This is a genomic window from Janthinobacterium aestuarii (genome assembly GCF_046113285.1).
Taxonomy (GTDB): Bacteria; Pseudomonadota; Gammaproteobacteria; order Burkholderiales; family Burkholderiaceae_D; genus Janthinobacterium.
Genome location: NZ_CP142524.1, coordinates 5,251,615 through 5,273,969, shown reverse-complemented (window position 1 = coordinate 5,273,969; position 22,355 = coordinate 5,251,615). Strand labels below are relative to the sequence as shown.

Genomic DNA, 22,355 nt, shown 5'->3' with positions numbered 1-22,355 from the left:
CCGACAACATCATCAGCCCGGCAATCGTTCCAATGCCTCCATCAACGGCATCGCCGCATCGGCAATCCGGTCCAGGCTCGCTTCGCGCAGGGCGGCGGTGTCCACCGTGTGGCCGGAGTCCAGCCCCGCCCAGCGCAGCAGCGCCGCACACGCGGCGGGCGTGTCGAACATGCCGTGCAAGTAGCTGCCGAGGATTTGCCCGTCGCCCGATACGGCGCCTTCCGGCCGCCCGTCGATGACGAAAGCCGGCTGCGCCAGCGCCGCGCCATGCGACATGCCCATGTGGATTTCATAGCCTGACACGGGCGCTTCGGCCGCGCCGCCAAACGCGCAATGGCCGGCGACTTGCTGCAGGCGTTTTTCCGCTGTCAGCTCCGTCACCAGGTCGAGCAAACCCAGTGCCGCTGACTCTCCAGCCGCACCTTCCACGCCCAGCGGATCGCGCACGCTTTGCCCCAGCATCTGGAAGCCGCCGCAAATGCCGAGCACCTTGCCGCCGTAGCGCAGGTGTTTCGCCAGGTAGGCGGGCCAGCCCTGCTGCTGCAGCCAGGCCAGGTCGCCGCGCGTGTTCTTGCTGCCGGGCAGGATCACCAGGTCGGCCGCTGGAATCGGCTGCCCTTGCTGGATGAATTGCAGGTCGATGCCGGGGTGGGCGCGCAGCGCGTCGACATCCGTGTGGTTGCTGATGCGCGGCAGTTGTGGCACCACCACCTTGAAGGCGCCCCGTTCGGCCTGCGTCGCTTCGACGGCATCCTCTGCGTCGAGGAACAGGCCTTGCAGGTAGGGCAGCACGGCCAGCACGGGCTTGCCCGTCTGCTGTTCCAGCCACTCGATGCCGGGCGCAAGCAGCGAGATGTCGCCGCGGAAGCGGTTGATGACGAAGCCGACGATGCGTGCCCGTTCGCTGTCGGACAAACAGGCCAGGGTGCCGATGATGTGGGCGAAGACGCCGCCCCGGTCGATGTCGGCCACCAGGATCACGGGGCAGTCGACGGCTTCGGCAAAGCCCATGTTGGCGATGTCGCGTGCACGCAGATTGACTTCGGCGGGGCTGCCCGCGCCTTCGACGACGACGGTGTCGTACTGCTGGCGCAAGCGCGTGAAGGATTCCAGCACGGCGCCCATGGCGATAGTTTTATATTGCTGGTAGTCGCGCGCATCCATCTCGGCGCGTACCTTGCCGTGGATGATCACTTGCGCGCCCGTGTTCGACGACGGTTTCAAGAGCACCGGATTCATGTCCGTGTGCGGCGCGATGCCGCAGGCCAGCGCCTGCAAGGCCTGGGCGCGGCCGATCTCGCCGCCGTCGCTCGTCACCGCGCTGTTCAAGGCCATGTTTTGCGGCTTGAACGGGGCTACCGTCACGCCACGCCGTTTCAATAAGCGGCACAGGGCCGCGACGACGGTGCTCTTGCCCGCGTCGGACGTCGTGCCCTGCACCATCAGGACGGGAAAGGGAAGCTTCATGCCTGCTGCTCCTGCAGATGTTGCCAGCGCGCGATGATGTCGCTGATCTGGCGCAGCCCTTCGGTAATCGCCGCCGGGCCGGGCGACAGGATGTCGGGCGACTTGATCTCGAACAGCATCTGGTTTTTCACGGCGGGAATCGCATCCCAGCCCGGGCGCGCCGCCAGTTGCGTGGGCTGGAACTTCTTGCCGCACCAGCTGGCGAGGATGATGTCGGGCGCGCGTGCGGCCACGTCACGGGAATCGGCGATGATGCGTTCCTTTGCGCCGGGCTGCATGGACAATGCCGGGAAGGCGTCCGTGCCGCCGGCGATGGCGATCAGTTCCGCCGCCCAGCCGATGCCGCTCATCAGGGGATCGTTCCACTCCTCAAAGTAAATCACGGGCTTGCGCATCCACGACATTGCGCGGGCCTGTGCGGCGGCGATGTCCGCGCGCAGGCTGGCGATCAGCAATTTGCCCGCTTCCTCGCGCTGCACCAGCGCGGCCAGCACGGCGATCATGCGCAGGATGCCGTCGACCGTGCGCTGGTTAAACTGGTGCACTTCGATGCCGGCCTTGACCAGGTCGCGGCAGATATCGGCCTGCATGTCGCAAAAGCCGATCACGAGATCCGGTTCCACTGCCAGGATGCGTTCCAGGTTCGTGGACGAAAAGCCGCTGATCTTGGTTTTTTCCTCGCGCGCCCGTGGCGGACGCACGGTAAAGCCCGAGATGCCCGCGATGACGTCCTCGGCGCCCAGCGCGTACAGCGTCTCCACGGCCTCCGTCGACAGACAGGCGATGCGCTGGTAGTGACTCATGGTGCGGACTTGGCGCGGCGCTGGCGCGCCGTTTCCAGCTGTTCGCACATGGCGGCCGTGCCTTCGATCATGCGCGGGCCGGCGCGGTTCAGCAGGTCGCCATTCAGGCGGAACAGGTTATTTTTGCGCACGGCCGTCATCGACGGGAAGGCGCGCCACATGGCCAGGCCGCCTTCGCTGCGCGGGTCGCTCTTTTCGCTGGTGCCGAAGATGACTTCCGGGTCTTCCTGCAGCACGCCTTCCGGCGTGACGACGGGCGCCACCACCTTCATCGCGGCGAACACATTCTGGCCGCCGCACACGCGCATCGAATCGCTGATGATGCTCGCGCCGCTCAAGGTATATAGAGGTTTGTCCCATACCTGGTAAAACACGCGCACGGGCGGGCGCTGCGCGTATTGCGCCGTCAAGCTGGCCAGTTTGGCGCGCAGCTGGGCGGCGGCCGGCCTGGCGATTTTTTCCGTGCCCATCAGCTGGCCCAGGCGCTCCATGCTGTCGGGGATATCGGCCAGCTTGCGCGGCTCGCTGTGATAGATGGGCACCTTCAACTGGCGCAGCATGGCGATCTGGCGCTCGGCGCTGCCATGCATCCACACGACGATCAGGTCCGGCTTCATGGCGATGATGCGTTCCATGTCGTACTGGCGGTTGTCGCCCACCTGAGGCAGTTTTTTGGCCGCTTCCGGGTAGTCGCTGTAGCTGACGACACCGGCGATCTTGTCGCCGCCGCCGGCCGCGAACAGCAGTTCCGTGACGTGCGGCGCCAGCGCCAGGATGCGCTGCGCCGGTTTTTCCACGGTGACGGTATTGCCGTCGTCGTCGCGCACGGTGATGGCGGCGTGTGTTTGCAGCGAGACCAGTCCGGCCAGCAGCAGCGATATTTTCAGGATTTTCATGTGTGCTTCCATGTGGTAAGGGCCTGCTGCAGGCGCAGCCAGGCATGTTCGTCGGGGGGCAGGCCCAGGCGGATGCCGTGGGCGGCGTGGCGGAACAGGCGCACCCAGATGCCCGATTCCGCCATGTGGCGCCAGAACGCTTCGGCGCGTGCTTCCGGCCACCACTGAAACAGCGCCGTGCCGTTGCTGGCGATGCCGTGCGCCGCCAATAACTGGCGCAGGCGGGCGCCTTCGCCGCGGAGGCGCTCGCGCATGGCTTCCTGCCAGCGCGTGTCGTTCAGGGCGGCCAGCGCCGTTTGCTGTGCCGGGCCGCTGACGGTCCACGGACCCAGCATATCGGCCAGCTGTGCCAGCAGCGCGGGATGGGCGGCGACAAAGCCCAGGCGCAAGCCCGCCAGGCCAAAGAATTTGCCCACCGAGCGAAGCACGATCAAGTCTGGCCGATGCGTATGGGGACCCAGGCTGGCGTGTGACTCCGTGTCGCCAAACGCTTCATCGACCACCAGCCAGCCGCCGCGCGCGGCCAGCTTGCCGGCCCACTCCAGCAGCAGTTCCGGTGCGATGCGTTCGCCCGTGGGATTGTTCGGGTTGCAGACGACCAGCACGTCGCAGCTGTCCATGGCGGCGGCCAGTTGCACATACGGCACTTGCCGCAACTGGTGGCCGTGCTGGCCCCAGTGGTGCGCATGTTCCGCATACGAGGGCGCGGCCACCACCACGCGCGACGGTGCGCGCAGCCGGGGCAGGGCCTGGATGGCGGCTTGCGTGCCTGCCACGGGCAGCATGGCCGGCGCGTCGTAATACGCGCAGGCGGCGGCCGCCAGCGCGGGATCGGCTTCCGGCAGCCGGTGCCAGGCGTTGGCGTCGGGTGCTGGCGCCGCATACCAGTGCGGATTGATGCCGGTCGACAGGTCGATCCAGTCGGCGATCGGCCGGCCGTATTCGCGCGCCGCGTCGCGCAGGTTGCCGCCATGTTCAAGCAAGATAGGTCTCCCGCAGGTAAGACAGGCCCGCCAGTAGCGCCACCCAGATCAGCCACAAGACAGCCGTTTCGGCGACCAGGCGCCAGGCGCGGTCGATGTCGCGCGCTTCGGCGGGACGGCCGGCGCCCAAAGGCGGGCGGCGTTCCAGCTCGCCGTCATAGATGGCGTCGCCGCCCAGGGCCAGGCCCAGGGCGCCGGCGCCGCTGGCCATCACGGGCCCCGCATTCGGGCTGCCCCAGTGTGGCGCCTGCGTGCGCCAGCAGTGCCATGCGTTTTTTTTGTCCGCCATGCTCTTGCCCAGCAAGACATAGGACAAGGCCGTCAGACGCGCCGGCAGGTAATTGAGGATGTCGTCGATGCGCGCGGCGCAGCAGCCGAACCAGTCGTAGCGCGCATTGCGGTAGCCCCACATGGCGTCGAGGGTATTGGCCAGCCTGAAAAGCACGGCACCGGGGCCGCCCGCCACGGCAAACCAGAACAGGGTGCCGAAGACGGCGTCGTTGCCGTTTTCCAGCAAGGACTCCGTGCTGGCCTTGGCCAGGCTGGCCGCATCGGCATTGGCCGTGTCGCGGCTGACGATGCGCGCCGTCAGCAGGCGCGCGTTGTCCAGGTCATCGATGGCCAGGGCATCGGCGATCGGTTGATTGTGGTCGCGCAGGCTGCGCAAGCCGAGGCACAGATACAGCAAAAGGACGTGCAAGGCCGCCCCGGCCAGGCCGCACAGCCACCAGGCGGCATAGCTGAGGGGCAGCACGGCCAATGCCCATGCCAGCGCGCCGCGCAGGAAACGCCCACGGCCCCGGTTCAGCAGGCGCTCGAGCGCGCTGGCGAGGCGGCCAAAACCCACCAATGGATGCCAGCGGCGCGTTTCTCCCAGCAGCATGTCGAGCAGCACGCCGGCCGCCATCAAGGCGGCCAGCATGGGCAGCGACAGGCCGCTCAGCATGGGCTGCCTTTCAGGTACAGGGGCAAGCCGGCGGCGACAAAGACAGCCTTGTCGCACACGGCGGCCACGGCCTGGTTCAAGCGGCCCGCTTCATCGGTGAAGCAGCGCGAGATGGCGCCGTAGGGGACGATGCCCATGCCCACTTCATTCGAGACGAGCACGAGGTCGCAGCCGGTGTCTTCGATTTCGGCCAGCGCGTACAGCAGGTGCGCGCGCTCGCTGTGGAACAGTTCGGGCAGGGCGAGGTCGCCCACGTCCGGATACGTCGCGCCGCCGGAAAACATCAGATTCGTCAGCCACAGTGTCAGGCAGTCGACCAGCAGCAGCCTGCCGGGCCGTGCTTCCCGCAGGATGGCGTCGCCCAGGCGCAGCGGTTCTTCGAAAGTCACCCACCCGGCCGGGCGCTGGGTACGATGATGCGTGATGCGCGTGGCCATCTCGTCATCGCCCGCCTGCGCGGTGGCGATGTAGAGCACGTCCTTGCCGGACTCGCGGGCCAGCTTTTCGGCATAGGCGCTCTTGCCGGAGCGGGCGCCGCCGAAGACCAGGGTGCGCGTCATGGCGCTGTTACCACTCGGTGCCGATTTGTGCGCCGATGCCGGCCGCGTACGCATGCTTGACGACGGCCATTTCGGTGACGGTGTCGGCGATGGCGATCAATTCGTCCGGCGCGCCGCGGCCCGTGATGACCACGTGCTGCATGGCCGGGCGTTCGAGCAGATCGGCGATGACCTTGTGCACGTCGAGGTAGTTGTACTTGAGGGCGATATTGAGTTCGTCGAACAGCACCAGGCCGTAACTGGGATCGGCCAGGAAGGTCTTCGCCTGCTCCCATGCAAGTTCGGCTTTTTCGATGTCGCGTTCGCGGTTCTGCGTTTCCCAGGTATAGCCTTCGCCCATCGCATGAAAACTGATTTCGTCGGGGAAGCGGCGCAGGAATTTTTCTTCGCCCGTCGACATGGCGCCCTTGATGAACTGCACCACGCCCACTTTCATGCCGTGACCCATGGCGCGGATGGCCATGCCGAAGCCGCTAGAACTCTTGCCCTTGCCGTTGCCCGTGTTGACGATGATGATGCCGATTTCCTTGTCGGCCTTGGCGATGGCCGCGTCGATGATGGCTTTTTTTCTCTCCATGCGCACGCGGTGGCGTTCGTTGATTGCGGCTGTTTCTACGTCGATAGGTTTGTTGTCGCTCATGTCTGATCCTCTTTCGGTATGAATATCTTGCGTTTGCCGTGATCGATGATCTCGATAGGGTGGCCCAGGTAGTCGCCCAGGATGGATGCCTGCATCACCTCGGCCACAGGGCCGGCCAGCCAGCCGCCGTCGCCCATCAGCAGCAGCGCATGGGTCGAGACGCTGTGCGCCAGGTTCAGGTCATGGCCTACCATGACCACGGTTTTATTCTGTTCGCGGCACAGCTTGGCCAGCAGGCCCATGACGCTGACCTGGTGCGCCAGGTCCAGCGCGTTGGCCGGTTCATCCAGCAGCAGCAGGGGCGTGTCCTGTGCCAGCATGGCGGCGATCGCCACGCGCTGGCGTTCGCCGCCGGACAGGCTGCGCACGTCGCGCTCGGCCAGGTGGTCCACTTCCATCGAGGCCAGTGCCGCCAGGGCGATGCGCTGGTCGTCGCTGCCTTCCCAGTAATGGTTGTCGTGATACGGGTGGCGCGCCGACAGCACGGTTTCGATGACGCGGTACGAGAACGCGTCGTGCCGCGCTTGCGCCAGGAAGGCCCGTTCGCGCGCCAGTGCTTCCAGTGGCCAGTCGATCAGGGCGCGGCCCTGTATCGTCACGTGGCCGGCATCTGGTTCGCGCAAGCCGGCCAGGGTGCGCAGCAAAGTACTTTTGCCGGCGCCGTTGCGGCCGATGACACTCCAGCATTCACCGTCTTTTATCTGCCAGGTGAGGTTTTCCACGAGGGAGCGCGTGCCCGCCTTCAGGCCCAGTTGGTAGGTGCGTATCATGTGCGGCGCAATCGATGGAGCTGGTACAGGAAGACGGGCGCACCGATCATGGCCGTCACCACGCCGACGGGCAACTGCAATGGCGCCAGCACGGTGCGCGCCAGCGTATCTGCCAGTACCAGGAAGGTGCCGCCGGCCAGCGCGGCGGCCGGTATCAGCAGGCGGTGATCGGGGCCGCAGGCGAAGCGCAGCGCGTGCGGCACGATAAGTCCCACGAAGCCCACGCTGCCGGCGCTGGTGACGGCGCTGGCCGTGAGCAGGCCGGAACAGAAAAACAGGCCCTTGCGCAGGGCGCCCACGCGTACGCCCAGGGTGCTGGCCGCTTCCGCGTGCAGGGCCATGACGTTGAGCGAACGCGCGCAGCGCAGCGCAAAGACCATGGCGCCGGCCAACACCAGCCAGGGCATCAGCCGCGCGGGCGCGCCGGACAGGTCGCCGATCATCCAGAACACCATGCTGCGCAAGCGGCTTTCCGGGGCGATGGAGAGCATCAGGGTGACGATGGCCATGCAGGCCGAGGCCAGGATCACGCCCGTCAGCAGCAACAGCGAGGCGCCGCCTTCGGCCGCCGTGCCGCCGCGCAGGTCGCGCCGGGCAAAGAAGTACAGCAGCATGGACACGCCGACGGCGCCGGCGAAGGCGGCCGCGTCGACGACCCACAGCGCGCACATGAACAGCAGCGCGGCCAGCGCGCCGACGGAGGCGCCGGCGGAAATGCCCAGCACGTAAGGATCGGCCAGGGGATTGCGCAGCAGCGCCTGCATCATCAGGCCCGCCAGCGACAGCGCCGCGCCGGTGACAAAGGCGGTCAGCGCGCGGCCCAGGCGCAGGTCGAGCAGGGTGGCGGCGAGGGTATCGGTCTTGCCCTGCACGACATGGAACAGGGCGGAAGGCAGGTCGGCGAGCGGAATCGCGATCGAACCGATCATGCCGGAGAAAATCAGGCTGGCAATCGCGCACGCGATCAATACCGTGATGATCACGGTGGCGCGGTGGCGCATATTGCGGAAGAATGGGTGCATGTACTGCCTTAAAATCGGGAACCGCATCTGCGGGCGATGGCGGCATGCCATCGCCCGCAGCTTACATCATTACATCATGCTTATTTCATGCCGTAGCGTACGCCAACGAAGAGGTTCGAGCCTGGCGTTGCGTAGAAGCGGCCCAGTTCGTAGTCCTTGTTGGTGATGTTGTTCCAGCGTGCCAGCACCGACCAGTCACGCGCGAACTGGTAGGTGGTGTACAGGTTCAGCAAGCCATAGCCACCGAGCGTGGTTTTGTTGGCGGCATCTTCAAAACGCTTGCCAGACAACTGCCACTCCGTACCAGCGGTCAAAGGACCGGTCGTGTAATCGACGCTGAAATTGGCATGCTTTTTCGCGCGGCGTGCCAGTTGCTTGTCCGTGGTTTCATTGCGCGGATCTTGCAGGTCGATATTGCCGCTGACGTTGAAGGCGCCGAATTTGCGCGCGCCAGCCAGTGTCACTCCCTCGAGCAGGGCTTTGTCGACGTTCATGCTGCAGCCATAGCCTGGCTTCCAGCCGATTACCGGGCAAGTTGACACGTAGGTGAGCATGTCGGTGATCTTGTTATGGTAGTAGATCGCGCTCAGTTGCGATTGGCCGTCGTTGTAATGCAAGCCAATTTCAGCGTTGCGGCCTTTTTCCGGCTTGTTCGTCGGGATGCCGGAGTCAGGGTAGTAAAGATCGTTGAAGGTTGGTGCGCGGAAACTGGTGCCATAGCTGGCGTTGGCGCGCAAGGCGTTGCTGAAACGATAGCCGTAGGCGACGCTACCCGTGTTGTGCGTACCGTACGCCGAGCTGTCGTCGCGACGGCCGCTGATGCTGGCCAGGTGGGCGCCGCGCACCAGGTTGTACGATGCAGCGAACGATTTGGTATTGCGGCCGCCGGACAGGCCCTTGGCCGAGCTCACGACGTCTTCATCACGGTATTCGCCCAGCAATTGCAGGGTGTCACGGCCAATGAGAATATCGTTTTGCCAGCTGATGTCGCTTTGTTTGGTGTCGAACTGGCTTCGGCCGAAGGCGCCGGTGGCGGACACCGAGGTTTGTTTGTCCTTTGCCTGGGTGTAGCGCAGCTCACTGGTCCAGTTCGGCAAGAACTGGTTCTTCGTGAAAACCGAAATGTTTTCCAGCTTATTGTCGTTGCGTGCGTCGAAGTTCAAGCCCGAATCGTACTGCGCATCCAGTTTGCTGTTCAGGAAAGTCAGGCCGACTTCATGGCCCTTGGCCATCTGGTAACCGAACTGGCCGCTGACGCTTTCCTTGTCGTAGCCGTCTTTATCCGGATTGTAGGTATACGTCGAGGCACCCAGCTTGGAGGCGGAAAAGCCATCCGATTTTTCCTTGCCTGCGGTCAGCGCGTAGCTGAAGCTGTTGTTGCCACCAGTAGAGCCGGCAACGCTGGCTTCCGCCTGGCGCGTGTTGTAGCGGCCGTAGCCAGCGAAGGCGGAGAAGCGCGCCGCGCCATCGCCTTTCTTGGTAAAGATCTGGATCACACCACCGACGGCATCGGCACCATACATGGTGCTCAGTGGACCGTAGACGATTTCAACGTGGTCGATGCTCGACAAAGGCAGGGCGCTCCAGTTGGCTGTGCCCGAAGTGGCGGAGCCGATGCGCACGCCGTCGACCAGCACGATATTCTGGTTGCTGTTCGCGCCGCGAATGAAGACGCTCGAATTGGTGCCTGGGCCGCCACTGCGATTGACTTCGATGCCGCGCTGTTTTTGCAGCAGGTCGATCAGCGTACCGGCGCCGGAACGCGCGATGTCTTCCGCGCTGATGGTCTGCGTATCGCTCAATACTTCGCTCAGGTGCTGCGGGTAGCGGTTGGCGGTGACGACGATCGGATCGAAGGTATCTGGCGTGGCTTGGGCGAAAGCGGCAGGCGCGGCAATGGCTAGCGCGAGCGACGTGAGCGTCGCGCGGCAGGAAACAGCATGGGTCATGATAATTTTCAGTAAGTAATATGCAACCAGCCGACGTCCCCGTAGGCCAGATTGAACAGAAGTGGGAACTGAGATTGATGATCGAAGATGGCCATCGGCCATTCGGATCGCGAACATCCCCGTTCGCACACTTCCACCTGTCCTGGCCGGTATCCGGGCTGGCAAGTACGGCTATCCCACCTTCCCATGCTCGATGATTGCAAGCACAGTGGTTGTCAGAGATAGCTTGTCGTCCGCTTCCTGTAGAGAGGGGCGACACTTGCTTACCGTTGCGGGGGCAGCACACGTTCGCCGCGGTTACGGCATCGTGTTTCCCGTTTAACTGCGCTCATGGACATGAGCGCGGGCACCAAAACCCCGCCATTATACGTGCAGCAGGCGGGGACTGAAATGGCCGGCTGGACGATTCGATATCAGAAATCGATGATGACCGTCGCACCATAGGCGATTTTATGGGCGGAATGGGCGGCCAGCAGGGCCGTTTCTTCCAATGGCAGCCGCGCTTGCAATGCTGACAGCAGGCGGATGGTGCCTGCATGGCAGATGATGACCGCCGTTTCGTGTTGTTCGCGCAACAGATCGCCTAAAAACGCATCGACGCGGGCAGCCATCGCCAGCACATTCTCGCCGCCGCCGGGGCGGTACCAGGCCAGGTCGGCGGCCCAGGCATCGATGTCCGCGCGCGCAATCGCGTGCCATGGCTGCATTTCCCACGTGCCGAAATCCATTTCGGCCAGCCTGGCATCAAAGTGTAGTTCGCTCGCTGGCAGCTCCTGCGCCAGGGCCGCCGCCAGGCCGGCGCAGCGGCGCAGCGGACTGGCATACAGCGGCACACCGGGCGGCAAAGTCGCTAGTAGGCTGCTGCGCGCGGCGGCCATTTCATGTGGTGCCACCGCCACGTCGCTGCGGCCATAGCAGGTGCCGCTGGTCACCTGCGGCGCGGGGTGGCGAACGAGGATCAGGCGCATGGTGTCAATAGAAGCGTGTTGGCGGCTGAAAGCTGGAAAGGATGGCCAGGTAAATCGCCACTTCGGCCAGTTGCTGCACGGCGCCCAGGCAGTCGCCCGTATAGCCTTGCAGGCGGCGCTGGCATTTGCGACCCAGCCAGAATGCGGCAGCTGCCGCCGCGACGATGGCAAAGACCAGCGCCGCCCAGTCAACTATCCCCAGCAGGGCGCAGGCGATGGCAGGCAGCAGGGCGCAGACGGCGGCGATGATGAATTCCCCCGTCGTCATTTCCTGCGCCATCGGTTTGGCCTTGCCTTCGTCGCGCGCATAGTCCATGAGCCAGATCAGCGAGACGGCGGCCAGGCGTGAGAGCGGATGGGCGATGAATAGGGTCGCCACCACGGAGGCAGGCGGCAGCGAAGCGAGTGCCGCGCACTTGATGGCCAGCAGGCAGACGATGCCGATGGCGCCATAGGCGCCGATGCGTGAATCCTTCATGATTTCCAGCACCCGCTCGCGCGTCAGGCCTCCGCCGAAGCCGTCGCACATGTCGGCAAAACCGTCTTCATGGAAGGCGCCCGTCAGGTAGATGCCGGCGGCGACGGCCAGCAGCACGGCCACCGCCGAAGGCAGGAGCCAGCTGGCCAGCAGATACACGGCGCCGCTGATGGCCGCCACCACCACGCCGACCAGCGGAAAGTAGCGCGAGGCGTGTTGCAGCCAGGCCGGCTCGAAACCCACCCAGCGGGGGATCGGCAGGCGCGTGAAGAACTGCAGCGCGATAAAGAACAGGCGGCACTGATGGACTGCGGCGGAAACGGGGTTGCTCATGATCTTAGTCTGGCGTGGACTTTTCGCTGACCTGGGCCGAGGCAAAGGTGGCCATTTCGCGCATGAAGTTGACGGCCGCGTGCAGCAGCGGCAAGGCCAGCGCCGATCCCGTGCCTTCACCGAGGCGCAAATCGAGGTGCAGCAGCGGACGCGCATCCAGGCTGGCCAGCAACTGGCGGTGGCCGTTTTCATCGGAGCAGTGCGAAAACACGCAGTAATCGAGGATGGCTGGCTGCAAACGGGCCGCCACCAGCAGGGCGCTGCTGACGATGAAGCCGTCGATCAGCAGAATCATGCGCCGTTCGGCTGCCTTGAGCATGGCGCCGGCCATCATGGCGATCTCGAAACCGCCAAAGGTGGCCAGCACGTCGAGCGGCTCATGGATTGCCGCATGATGGGCGACGGCTGCCTCGATCACCTGCTGCTTGTGCAATATGCCTTCCTTGGACAGGCCTGTGCCGGCACCGACGCAGTCGGCAACCGGCGTTTGCGTCAGCTTGTGCATCAGTGCGGCAGCGGCCGTGGTATTGCCGATGCCCATTTCGCCAAAGCCCAGCACATTGCCGTCCAAGGTGGCGGCCAGGTCCATGCCCGCCTGCATGGCGGCCAGGCATTGTTCCTGGCTCATGGCGGGTTCATTGGCAAAGTTGCGGGTGCCGGGAGCTTGCTTGCGGTCCAGCAGGCCGTCGCGCGGGCCGAAATCGTGGTTCACGCCGGCGTCTACTATATAAAGGGCGCAATCGGCCTGGCGGGCAAAGACATTGATCGCGGCGCCGTTGCCGAGGAAGTTCTCCACCATTTGCCAGGTCACGCTTTGCGGATAGGCGGAAATGCCTTCGGCGACGACACCATGGTCGGCCGCGAAAACGATGATGGCGGGTTGGTGCAATGCCAGTTGCGTGCTTTGCTGGATCAGGCCGATCTGGCGCGCCAGGGTTTCCAGCATGCCGAGACTGCCCAGCGGCTTGGTCTTGCTATTGATGGCGTGTTCGAGGGCGCTGGCCAGGGCGGGATTGGCGGTGGGGACGATGTGTGGGATAGGCATGGAAGTCAAGGTGATGGGGCAGGGGATTGTCGGCACTACGATATCACACAGCAATATTTGCCCAGCCGCAAATTAGCGCTTGCGGCCCGCGCGGCGCAGGGCTATAATTCGCCCCCTCGCTGAACGACGCATGCAAATGCCGAGTAAAGCAGGGTAAAAAAGAAGGTTGACGAATTAGCCGAAACGCTTCATACTCTTCCTTCTTCGCAGCTGACAAACACAACGCTTTGTCGATAGTGCGAAAGTGGCACCGAATACAGTTCTTTAACAATTAACAGTCGATAAGTGTGGGCATTTGATGTAAGTGCAGCGCTGCGTAAGCAGCGTAAAACTTAAAATATCAAATGTTCACAAGAAATAATGAAATAGGCGCTACGAAAGTAGTGGCCTGTCAGTTTTTTGAGTGAGCGACCCGTCAGCAATGACGGTGCCAATAAAATGGCAAAGTAACAGAGATTAAACTGAAGAGTTTGATCCTGGCTCAGATTGAACGCTGGCGGCATGCCTTACACATGCAAGTCGAACGGCAGCACGGAGCTTGCTCTGGTGGCGAGTGGCGAACGGGTGAGTAATATATCGGAACGTACCCTGGAGTGGGGGATAACGTAGCGAAAGTTACGCTAATACCGCATACGATCTACGGATGAAAGTGGGGGATCGCAAGACCTCATGCTCGTGGAGCGGCCGATATCTGATTAGCTAGTTGGTAGGGTAAAAGCCTACCAAGGCATCGATCAGTAGCTGGTCTGAGAGGACGACCAGCCACACTGGAACTGAGACACGGTCCAGACTCCTACGGGAGGCAGCAGTGGGGAATTTTGGACAATGGGCGAAAGCCTGATCCAGCAATGCCGCGTGAGTGAAGAAGGCCTTCGGGTTGTAAAGCTCTTTTGTCAGGGAAGAAACGGTGAGAGCTAATATCTCTTGCTAATGACGGTACCTGAAGAATAAGCACCGGCTAACTACGTGCCAGCAGCCGCGGTAATACGTAGGGTGCAAGCGTTAATCGGAATTACTGGGCGTAAAGCGTGCGCAGGCGGTTTTGTAAGTCTGATGTGAAATCCCCGGGCTCAACCTGGGAATTGCATTGGAGACTGCAAGGCTAGAATCTGGCAGAGGGGGGTAGAATTCCACGTGTAGCAGTGAAATGCGTAGATATGTGGAGGAACACCGATGGCGAAGGCAGCCCCCTGGGTCAAGATTGACGCTCATGCACGAAAGCGTGGGGAGCAAACAGGATTAGATACCCTGGTAGTCCACGCCCTAAACGATGTCTACTAGTTGTCGGGTCTTAATTGACTTGGTAACGCAGCTAACGCGTGAAGTAGACCGCCTGGGGAGTACGGTCGCAAGATTAAAACTCAAAGGAATTGACGGGGACCCGCACAAGCGGTGGATGATGTGGATTAATTCGATGCAACGCGAAAAACCTTACCTACCCTTGACATGGCTGGAATCCCCGAGAGATTGGGGAGTGCTCGAAAGAGAACCAGTACACAGGTGCTGCATGGCTGTCGTCAGCTCGTGTCGTGAGATGTTGGGTTAAGTCCCGCAACGAGCGCAACCCTTGTCATTAGTTGCTACGAAAGGGCACTCTAATGAGACTGCCGGTGACAAACCGGAGGAAGGTGGGGATGACGTCAAGTCCTCATGGCCCTTATGGGTAGGGCTTCACACGTCATACAATGGTACATACAGAGCGCCGCCAACCCGCGAGGGGGAGCTAATCGCAGAAAGTGTATCGTAGTCCGGATTGTAGTCTGCAACTCGACTGCATGAAGTTGGAATCGCTAGTAATCGCGGATCAGCATGTCGCGGTGAATACGTTCCCGGGTCTTGTACACACCGCCCGTCACACCATGGGAGCGGGTTTTACCAGAAGTAGGTAGCTTAACCGTAAGGAGGGCGCTTACCACGGTAGGATTCGTGACTGGGGTGAAGTCGTAACAAGGTAGCCGTATCGGAAGGTGCGGCTGGATCACCTCCTTTCTAGAGTTTGCACGAATCATGTAAATGATTCACGCATCAAATGTTCACACTTATCGGCTGTTAATATAAAGAACAGCATTTGGGGCTGTAGCTCAGCTGGTTAGAGCACCGTGTTGATAACGCGGGGGTCGTTGGTTCGAGTCCAACCAGCCCTACCAGTTTCTGTAGTCTGGAAATACCCTAGGGGGATTAGCTCAGCTGGGAGAGCACCTGCTTTGCAAGCAGGGGGTCGTCGGTTCGATCCCGTCATCCTCCACCAAAAGTTCAAACGTAAATCAGTGCTGATAAATGCACCGGGATTTAGGTTTGGTCTTTTCGAGATCAAGTGCTGTATGTTCTTTAACAATCTGGAAGAAGTAAAGATTATTTATTGATCGGTTTGCCGTAACAAGCGAATCGATGGGTAATGATTGTATGTATCAACAAACAAGCAACAACGTTGTACTTTCTTATCCCTGTAGCGCTCTTTGAGGACTTCGGTCTTCAGAGGCTAACGTTATAGGGACAAGCGAATAAGTGCACATGGTGGATGCCTTGGCGATTACAGGCGATGAAGGACGTAGTAGCTTGCGATAAGCTGCGGGGAGTGAGCAAACACACTTTGATCCGCAGATTTCCGAATGGGGCAACCCACCCTTTTAGGGTATTGCATACTGAATACATAGGTATGCAAGGCGAACGCGGCGAACTGAAACATCTAAGTAGCTGCAGGAAAAGAAATCAACCGAGATTCCCAAAGTAGCGGCGAGCGAAATGGGAAGAGCCTGTACGTGATAGTCGGACCGATAACAGAATCCTCTGGAAATAGGAGCCATAGCGGGTGATAGCCCCGTATGTGAAATCGGACCGGTGGTACTAAGCGTACGACAAGTAGGGCGGGACACGTGACATCCTGTCTGAATATGGGGGGACCATCCTCCAAGGCTAAATACTCGTAATCGACCGATAGTGAACCAGTACCGTGAGGGAAAGGCGAAAAGAACCCCGGAAGGGGAGTGAAATAGATCCTGAAACCGTGTGCATACAAACAGTAGGAGCGGACTTGTTCCGTGACTGCGTACCTTTTGTATAATGGGTCAGCGACTTACATTCAGTGGCAAGGTTAACCAGATAGGGAAGCCGTAGAGAAATCGAGTCCGAATAGGGCGATCAGTCGCTGGGTGTAGACCCGAAACCAAGTGATCTACTCATGGCCAGGATGAAGGTGCGGTAACACGCCCTGGAGGTCCGAACCCACTAATGTTGAAAAATTAGGGGATGAGCTGTGGGTAGGGGTGAAAGGCTAAACAAACTTGGAAATAGCTGGTTCTCTCCGAAAACTATTTAGGTAGTGCCTCAAGTATCACCATCGGGGGTAGAGCACTGTTATGGCTAGGGGGTCATTGCGACTTACCAAACCATTGCAAACTCCGAATACCGATGAGTGCGAGCTTGGGAGACAGACGTCGGGTGCTAACGTCCGGCGTCAAGAGGGAAACAACCCAGACCGCCAGCTAAGGTCCCAAAGATTGGCTAAGTGGAAAACGAAGTGGGAAGGCTAAAACAGTCAGGATGTTGGCTTAGAAGCAGCCATCATTTAAAGAAAGCGTAATAGCTCACTGATCGAGTCGTCCTGCGCGGAAGATGTAACGGGGCTAAGCCAGTCACCGAAGCTGCGGATATCCTTTATTGGATATGGTAGGAGAGCGTTCTGTAAGCCTGCGAAGGTGTCTTGTAAAGGATGCTGGAGGTATCAGAAGTGCGAATGCTGACATGAGTAGCGATAATGGGGGTGAAAAGCCTCCACGCCGTAAGCCCAAGGTTTCCTGTTCAACGTTCATCGGAGCAGGGTGAGTCGGCCCCTAAGGCGAGGCAGAGATGCGTAGCTGATGGGAAGCAGGTTAATATTCCTGCACCGTCGTATGATGCGATGGGGGGACGGATCGCGGAAGGTTGTCTGACTGTTGGAATAGTCAGTTTCTGTCTCATAGAAGGCGCTTAGGCAAATCCGGGCGCGGAATTCAAGGGGATGGGACGAGTGAACTTGTTCACGAAGCAATCGGAAGTGGTTCCAAGAAAAGCCTCTAAGCTTCAGTCATACGAGACCGTACCGCAAACCGACACAGGTGGGCGAGATGAGTATTCTAAGGCGCTTGAGAGAACTCGGGAGAAGGAACTCGGCAAATTGGTACCGTAACTTCGGGAAAAGGTACGCCCCGGTAGCTTGATTGGTTTACTCCATGAGGGTGAAAGGGTTGCAATAAACTGGTGGCTGCGACTGTTTAATAAAAACACAGCACTCTGCAAACACGAAAGTGGACGTATAGGGTGTGACGCCTGCCCGGTGCTGGAAGATTAAATGATGGGGTGCAAGCTCTTGATTGAAGTCCCAGTAAACGGCGGCCGTAACTATAACGGTCCTAAGGTAGCGAAATTCCTTGTCGGGTAAGTTCCGACCTGCACGAATGGCGTAACGATGGCCACACTGTCTCCTCCCGAGACTCAGCGAAGTTGAAATGTTTGTGATGATGCAATCTACCCGCGGCTAGACGGAAAGACCCCATGAACCTTTACTGTAGCTTTGCATTGGACTTTGAACCAATCTGTGTAGGATAGGTGGGAGGCTTTGAAGCGGGGACGCTAGTTCTCGTGGAGCCAACCTTGAAATACCACCCTGGTTTGTTTGAGGTTCTAACCTTGGTCCGTTATCCGGATCGGGGACAGTGCATGGTAGGCAGTTTGACTGGGGCGGTCTCCTCCTAAAGTGTAACGGAGGAGTTCGAAGGTACGCTAGATACGGTCGGACATCGTGTTGATAGTGCAATGGCATAAGCGTGCTTAACTGCGAGACTGACAAGTCGAGCAGGTACGAAAGTAGGACATAGTGATCCGGTGGTTCTGTATGGAAGGGCCATCGCTCAACGGATAAAAGGTACTCTGGGGATAACAGGCTGATTCCTCCCAAGAGTTCATATCGACGGGGGAGTTTGGCACCTCGATGTCGGCTCATCACATCCTGGGGCTGTAGCCGGTCCCAAGGGTATGGCTGTTCGCCATTTAAAGTGGTACGTGAGCTGGGTTTAAAACGTCGTGAGACAGTTTGGTCCCTATCTGCCGTGGGCGTTGGAAATTTGAAGGGGGCTGCTCCTAGTACGAGAGGACCGGAGTGGACGAACCTCTGGTGTACCGGTTGTCACGCCAGTGGCATTGCCGGGTAGCTAAGTTCGGAAGAGATAACCGCTGAAAGCATCTAAGCGGGAAACTTGCCTTGAGATGAGATTTCCCAGAGCCTTGAGCTCTTTGAAGGGTCGTTCGAGACCAGGACGTTGATAGGCTGGGTGTGGAAGTGCAGTAATGCATTAAGCTAACCAGTACTAATTGCCCGTACGGCTTGTCCCTATAACCTTAGCAGGTACAGAGGATAAGACGGTACAACGTTGCGTGTGTGTTGATACCATTCATTACCCCGATCTTTGCTTCTTCCAGATTCATGGCTTTGTCGTCCAACAGGAGACAAACGCCGGTACAAGTTATGCCTGATGACCATAGCAAGTTGGTCCCACCCCTTCCCATCCCGAACAGGACCGTGAAACAACTTTGCGCCGATGATAGTGCTGCAACCAGTGTGAAAGTAGGTTATCGTCAGGCTTGTTATTTGAAGCAACAGCCTTTGGCTGTGGTTTCTTGAGAAAAACCCGATCAGCAATGGTCGGGTTTTTTTTCGTCTGGTGGTTTTAGCGTTCGCCCCAAGCGAAGGCTGGGGTCAGACCCCCATCGGCGATAGTACAAGCCCCTGAGTTTGCGGCATGGAGGGTCTGACCCCGGCTGTTCATCAGCTGCCAATGCAACAGACGAAAAAAAGGCAGCGCTGTGCGCTGCCTCTGTTATCTAATACTGTCCCATTCCAGGTCAAAGCGAGCCAGGAATTTCTTGAGCCGGTCCGCATCATTCGGTTTCGCCTTTGCCTCGCGCGAAACGGCATACAGCTTGCGGCCCGCATCGGACAGGCTGTTGGACTGTCGGCACACCTGGATGACTGCCTGCAGCTGCAGCGCATCGAACAGGTCGAGTTGCGCTGCCGCCTGCTCTCCCATCAGCTCTGCCAGGTCCACTTCCGGCCGACCGGTTCGCCCATCATGATGCTGCCACATCCGGTTCAGGCGCTGGATCTCTTCGTCGACCACACTATCGGTGATGCGGCCCGCTTCCGACAGCGTGGCAAGGCGCGTGACTGCGGCGGACAGGTCGCGGAAATTCCCCTTCCATGCGGAGGTGGACAGGGTGGCAAAGCGCATGAAACGCTCGCGCGCCTCCTTGTTGAAGCGCACTCTTTCGCCCGTCTCCGCACCGTACTGCGCCAGCAGGTAGTCCAGGTTCGGCTCAATATCCTCGGCTCGCTGCGCCAGACCCGGTAATTCGTACGTCCACAGGTTGATGCGCGCATACAGGTCTTCGCGGAAGCGGCCGGCCGCCACCTCCTTGCCCAGGTCGCGGTTGGTGCCGGCGATCAGCTGGAAGTCGCTTTGCACCTCCGTATCCGCACCAACAGGAAAGAAGCGTTTTTCTTCGATGGCTTTCAGCAGCATCGCCTGTTCATCGAGTCCCAGCTCGCCGATTTCATCGAGAAACAGCAAGCCCTTGTGCGCGCTGCGCAACAAGCCTGGCCTATCCGAACCCGCGCCTGTAAATGACCCCTTGATATGACCGAACAAGGTAGAGGCTGCGCCATCGCCATGCAGGGTGGCGCAATTGAGGTCGATGAATTTGCCGTCGATCTGATGGCGCGATTTTTTCAGTTCATACACGCGGCGCGCAAGGAAGGACTTGCCGGCGCCGGTTGGTCCCATCAGCAGCATGGGCGCTTTTGACTTGATGGCGACGCGTTCGATTTCCTCGATCATGCTGTTGAACTTGGCATTGCGCGTGGCGATGCCGGACTTCAGGAAGGCCACGCCTTCGGCCTGCTCGCGCGTAAAACGCTGGGCGATCTGATCGTAGCGCGACAGATCGAGGTCGATCAGCGCGTAGCTGCCCGGATTGCCGGCGGCCTGCCGCTTCGGTGGCGACGTTTGCACCAGGCGGCCCGGGAAATAGCGGGCTTCCGTCATCAGGAACATGCAAATTTGCGCCACGTGGCTGCCGGTGGTGATGTGGATCCAGTACTCCTCCTTGTCCGGATCGAAGGCGTAGCTGTTGGCGAAATCGTAGAGCGCGCCGTACACGTCTTCAAAATCCCAGGCATCGCTGATGGGCAGTTCATGGGCGACCAGCCTGGTTTCAGGCGAGACGCTGGCGATATCCTGCGACACCTGGCGCACCAGGCTGGCAAACTGCTCGCCGGCGTACAGCAGTTCGAAACGGTCGATGATCTTGTCTTCATGCTGGGTCAGGGCGACGCTGGGGCGCCACTTTTCCCAGCGTGCCGCTCCTCGGCCATTGTCGAGCTGCGTGCCGAGAAAGCCGATGACGACGGTGCGTTTTGCTTGCATATCTTGGATAAAAATTTATCTGAAAAGATAATTGTATTCGAAATCGTAATCGAGGGGATAGTTTCAAGGCAAAGCATGAATGAGAATATTATTCCAAAAAATCAATGGCTTACATTTGTTTTTGGAAAAATTATTAGAGCTGGCACAGCGCTTGCAATAGAGGAGATACCAACGAGATAAACGTAGAGAGCAGAGAGGAACGAAAAATGGCCAACGTCCAGCTATTTCAGAGCGCACAACAGACCGCGACCTTGCCTTCGGCACTGGCACGCAATGCCGAAGGCGCGCCAGCGTATGCACTGACGCCACGGCATCAGTTGGCGCAATATGCTGCCACCGGTTGCCTGAACACGACGTTCTATGCCAGCGCCGAAGCGCAGCTGGCGATGGTACTGGAACTGTGCAAGGCGGTCGAACCAGCCTTCATCGCACAAACGGCCGTGTACTGCCGCGAACGGGGCTACATGAAAGACATCCCGGCCTTGCTGGTGGCCGTGCTGGCGGGGCAGGGTGCTGCAGAATTTACGCAGGCCTTCCAGCGCGTGATTAACAACGGCAAGATGCTGCGCAACTTCGTGCAGATCATGCGTTCGGGCGCCGTGGGCCGCAAGTCGCTGGGATCGCGTCCGAAAAAGCTGGTACAGGCATGGTTGAACAACGCATCCGAGCAGGCCTTGCTGGCCGCTGCCGTGGGCAATGCGCCGTCGCTGGCCGACGTGGTGAAAATGGTGCATCCGAAACCGCAGGCAGCGTGGCGGGAGGCATTCTTTGCCTGGCTGATCGGCAAGGAATATACACGCGATGCCTTGCCGCCGGCGCTGGCCGCGTTCGAGGCATACAAGGCCGATCCTTCGCAGCCGATACCGGCAGTGCCGTTCCAGATGCTGACGGCGCTGCCCTTGAGCGCGCAGGATTGGGCGCAGATCGCCCGCCAGGGCAGCTGGCAGATGGTGCGCATGAATCTGAATACCTTTGCCCGCCATGGCGTGTACGCGATTGATGGCATGCCGGAACTGATCGCCGCCAAGCTGCGCGATCCCGAAGCGATCGCCAGCTCGCGCGTGTTTCCCTACCAACTGATGTCGGCGTACATGGCCGCCGGCGACAAGGTACCGTGCATCGTGCATGCAGCGCTGGAGCAGGCGCTGGAAATATCGCTGGCGAACGTGCCGCGGATCACGGGCAAGGTGGTGGTGTGTCCTGACGTTTCCGGCTCGATGGCCTCGCCCGTCAGCGGTTTTCGCGGCAGCGCCACCTCGAACGTGCGCTGCATCGACGTGGCGGCTCTGGTGGCGGCAGCCATGCTGCGCAAGAATCCGGACGCCATGGTGCTGCCGTTCGAGCACAACGTGGTGCAGTGCGCACTTGGCGCCGATGACAGCGTAATGGCGAATGCGGCCAGGCTGGCGGCCATCGGCGGTGGCGGCACCAATTGCAGCGCACCCCTGCTGCGCATGAACAGCAGGAAGGAGCTGGCCGACCTGGTGATCTATGTGTCCGATAACGAATCGTGGATCGACGCCAGGCGCAGCGGCGCCACGGCGACGATGGGGCAGTGGACGGTTTTCAGGCAGCGCAATCCGCAGGCAAAGCTGGTGTGCATCGATATTTCGCCGCATGCCACGACACAGGCGATGGAGCGCGAGGATATCCTGAATATCGGCGGTTTTTCCGACGACGTCTTCAAGATCATCGCCGCCTTTGCCGCCGGTCAGCTGGACCCGGCCCACTGGGTGGGAGAAATCGCCACCATCGATATCGCGGTACCAGCTTGTTGAAGTAACGCGCACGAATGCGGACAAGACTACATGAGAGACGTCCTGTCCAGGTTTGTCATGCGCCGCAGTACCCCGAATGCCGACAGGATTACATCGATCAGCCGCGTCAAACCGGCCTGCCAGACGCAGTGCGCCTGGCAGAAAATCCTGTCCCCCCTTGTCGGGTTGTCGTACTGATGAATGCCGGTGGAACTACATCCAGAGCCGATGCGTCGGCAATGTTTCACCAATCCTTGTCATCACCCCCTATACAATAGAAG

At 60.3% G+C, this 22,355-nt stretch carries 15 protein-coding genes, 2 tRNA genes, 3 rRNA genes and 1 riboswitch; of the genes, 6 read left to right on the top strand and 14 right to left on the bottom strand.

From position 1 onward, the window contains the following. Positions 1-12 precede the first annotated feature (12 nt). The 13 genes from OX462_RS23630 to cobT form a co-directional block, all read right to left on the bottom strand. Entirely contained in the window at positions 13-1,467 is a 1,455-nt protein-coding gene (locus tag OX462_RS23630) for a cobyric acid synthase (RefSeq protein ID WP_409027212.1), read from the bottom strand. Then, on the bottom strand, positions 1,464-2,270 hold the full coding sequence (locus OX462_RS23625; protein WP_409027211.1) for an ABC transporter substrate-binding protein: 807 nt from the start codon (positions 2,268-2,270) through the stop codon (positions 1,464-1,466). Before OX462_RS23625 ends, OX462_RS23630 begins: the two co-directional genes overlap by 4 nt. After that, a complete protein-coding gene (locus OX462_RS23620) occupies positions 2,267-3,166 on the bottom strand; it encodes a cobalamin-binding protein (protein WP_409027210.1) in 900 nt (299 codons plus the stop codon). Before OX462_RS23620 ends, OX462_RS23625 begins: the two co-directional genes overlap by 4 nt. Further along, the gene (gene cobD, locus OX462_RS23615; protein ID WP_409027209.1) at positions 3,163-4,149 is read right to left on the bottom strand and encodes a threonine-phosphate decarboxylase CobD; all 987 of its coding nucleotides are present in this window, start codon (positions 4,147-4,149) and stop codon (positions 3,163-3,165) included. Before cobD ends, OX462_RS23620 begins: the two co-directional genes overlap by 4 nt. Then, the gene (gene cbiB / locus OX462_RS23610) at positions 4,142-5,095 is read right to left on the bottom strand and encodes an adenosylcobinamide-phosphate synthase CbiB (protein ID WP_409027208.1); all 954 of its coding nucleotides are present in this window, start codon (positions 5,093-5,095) and stop codon (positions 4,142-4,144) included. Before cbiB ends, cobD begins: the two co-directional genes overlap by 8 nt. Continuing rightward, the gene (gene cobU / locus OX462_RS23605; protein WP_409027207.1) at positions 5,089-5,655 is read right to left on the bottom strand and encodes a bifunctional adenosylcobinamide kinase/adenosylcobinamide-phosphate guanylyltransferase; all 567 of its coding nucleotides are present in this window, start codon (positions 5,653-5,655) and stop codon (positions 5,089-5,091) included. The genes cbiB and cobU overlap by 7 nt, the downstream gene beginning before the upstream one ends. A 7-nt stretch (positions 5,656-5,662) precedes the next feature. Next, complete coding sequence (gene cobO / locus OX462_RS23600; protein WP_070219379.1) at positions 5,663-6,295, bottom strand: cob(I)yrinic acid a,c-diamide adenosyltransferase; 633 nt, start codon at positions 6,293-6,295, stop codon at positions 5,663-5,665. Then, on the bottom strand, positions 6,292-7,065 hold the full coding sequence (locus OX462_RS23595) for an ABC transporter ATP-binding protein (RefSeq protein ID WP_070312895.1): 774 nt from the start codon (positions 7,063-7,065) through the stop codon (positions 6,292-6,294). Before OX462_RS23595 ends, cobO begins: the two co-directional genes overlap by 4 nt. Then, positions 7,062-8,087 carry a FecCD family ABC transporter permease gene (locus OX462_RS23590; RefSeq protein WP_070290224.1) on the bottom strand — a complete coding sequence of 342 codons (1,026 nt, stop codon included), beginning with the start codon at positions 8,085-8,087 and terminating at the stop codon, positions 7,062-7,064. The genes OX462_RS23595 and OX462_RS23590 overlap by 4 nt, the downstream gene beginning before the upstream one ends. Positions 8,088-8,167: 80 nt before the next feature. Beyond that, entirely contained in the window at positions 8,168-10,036 is a 1,869-nt protein-coding gene (locus tag OX462_RS23585) for a TonB-dependent receptor domain-containing protein (RefSeq protein ID WP_409027206.1), read from the bottom strand. Between the two features lie 126 nt (positions 10,037-10,162). Beyond that, positions 10,163-10,405, bottom strand: a riboswitch (cobalamin riboswitch). Positions 10,406-10,449: 44 nt separating this feature from the next. After that, positions 10,450-11,004 carry a histidine phosphatase family protein gene (locus OX462_RS23580; protein WP_409027205.1) on the bottom strand — a complete coding sequence of 185 codons (555 nt, stop codon included), beginning with the start codon at positions 11,002-11,004 and terminating at the stop codon, positions 10,450-10,452. A 4-nt stretch (positions 11,005-11,008) separates the two neighbouring features. Next, positions 11,009-11,815 carry an adenosylcobinamide-GDP ribazoletransferase gene (locus tag OX462_RS23575; RefSeq protein WP_230506283.1) on the bottom strand — a complete coding sequence of 269 codons (807 nt, stop codon included), beginning with the start codon at positions 11,813-11,815 and terminating at the stop codon, positions 11,009-11,011. A 4-nt stretch (positions 11,816-11,819) separates the two neighbouring features. Next, a complete protein-coding gene (cobT, locus tag OX462_RS23570) occupies positions 11,820-12,860 on the bottom strand; it encodes a nicotinate-nucleotide--dimethylbenzimidazole phosphoribosyltransferase (protein ID WP_409027204.1) in 1,041 nt (346 codons plus the stop codon). 458 nt (positions 12,861-13,318) lie between these two features. On the opposite strand from cobT, the gene OX462_RS23565 reads away from it, so the two are divergent. From OX462_RS23565 to rrf, 5 genes are all read left to right on the top strand, one after another. Then, positions 13,319-14,849, top strand: a 16S ribosomal RNA gene (locus OX462_RS23565). A gap of 81 nt (positions 14,850-14,930) precedes the next feature. After that, a tRNA-Ile gene (locus OX462_RS23560) sits at positions 14,931-15,007 on the top strand. 25 nt (positions 15,008-15,032) lie between these two features. Beyond that, a tRNA-Ala gene (locus OX462_RS23555) sits at positions 15,033-15,108 on the top strand. 243 nt (positions 15,109-15,351) lie between these two features. Continuing rightward, positions 15,352-18,227: ribosomal RNA gene (locus OX462_RS23550) — 23S ribosomal RNA — on the top strand. A gap of 136 nt (positions 18,228-18,363) precedes the next feature. Continuing rightward, a 5S ribosomal RNA gene (gene rrf / locus OX462_RS23545) occupies positions 18,364-18,476 on the top strand. The 16S, 23S and 5S rRNA genes sit together here with 2 tRNA genes alongside, the layout of an rRNA operon. Before the next feature lie 236 nt (positions 18,477-18,712). Here rrf and rtcR read toward each other — a convergent pair. Continuing rightward, entirely contained in the window at positions 18,713-20,317 is a 1,605-nt protein-coding gene (rtcR, locus tag OX462_RS23540) for an RNA repair transcriptional activator RtcR (protein WP_121668522.1), read from the bottom strand. A 206-nt stretch (positions 20,318-20,523) separates the two neighbouring features. Here rtcR and OX462_RS23535 point away from each other — a divergent pair, with 206 nt between their 5' ends. Beyond that, a complete protein-coding gene (locus OX462_RS23535; protein WP_070310871.1) occupies positions 20,524-22,095 on the top strand; it encodes a TROVE domain-containing protein in 1,572 nt (523 codons plus the stop codon). Positions 22,096-22,355 lie beyond the last annotated feature (260 nt).

Bases quoted from the DNA above. Each gene is read 5' to 3' on its own strand.
- OX462_RS23630 (WP_409027212.1), bottom strand. From the start codon at position 1,467: ATGAAGCTTCCCTTTCCCGTCCTGATGGTGCAGGGCACGACGTCCGAC.
- OX462_RS23625 (WP_409027211.1), bottom strand. From the start codon at position 2,270: ATGAGTCACTACCAGCGCATCGCCTGTCTGTCGACGGAGGCCGTGGAG.
- OX462_RS23620 (WP_409027210.1), bottom strand. From the start codon at position 3,166: ATGAAAATCCTGAAAATATCGCTGCTGCTGGCCGGACTGGTCTCGCTG.
- cbiB (WP_409027208.1), bottom strand. From the start codon at position 5,095: ATGCTGAGCGGCCTGTCGCTGCCCATGCTGGCCGCCTTGATGGCGGCC.
- cobU (WP_409027207.1), bottom strand. From the start codon at position 5,655: ATGACGCGCACCCTGGTCTTCGGCGGCGCCCGCTCCGGCAAGAGCGCC.
- cobO (WP_070219379.1), bottom strand. From the start codon at position 6,295: ATGAGCGACAACAAACCTATCGACGTAGAAACAGCCGCAATCAACGAA.
- OX462_RS23595 (WP_070312895.1), bottom strand. From the start codon at position 7,065: ATGATACGCACCTACCAACTGGGCCTGAAGGCGGGCACGCGCTCCCTC.
- OX462_RS23590 (WP_070290224.1), bottom strand. From the start codon at position 8,087: ATGCACCCATTCTTCCGCAATATGCGCCACCGCGCCACCGTGATCATC.
- OX462_RS23585 (WP_409027206.1), bottom strand. From the start codon at position 10,036: ATGACCCATGCTGTTTCCTGCCGCGCGACGCTCACGTCGCTCGCGCTA.
- OX462_RS23580 (WP_409027205.1), bottom strand. From the start codon at position 11,004: ATGCGCCTGATCCTCGTTCGCCACCCCGCGCCGCAGGTGACCAGCGGC.
- OX462_RS23575 (WP_230506283.1), bottom strand. From the start codon at position 11,815: ATGAGCAACCCCGTTTCCGCCGCAGTCCATCAGTGCCGCCTGTTCTTT.
- cobT (WP_409027204.1), bottom strand. From the start codon at position 12,860: ATGCCTATCCCACACATCGTCCCCACCGCCAATCCCGCCCTGGCCAGC.
- rtcR (WP_121668522.1), bottom strand. From the start codon at position 20,317: ATGCAAGCAAAACGCACCGTCGTCATCGGCTTTCTCGGCACGCAGCTC.
- OX462_RS23535 (WP_070310871.1), top strand. From the start codon at position 20,524: ATGGCCAACGTCCAGCTATTTCAGAGCGCACAACAGACCGCGACCTTG.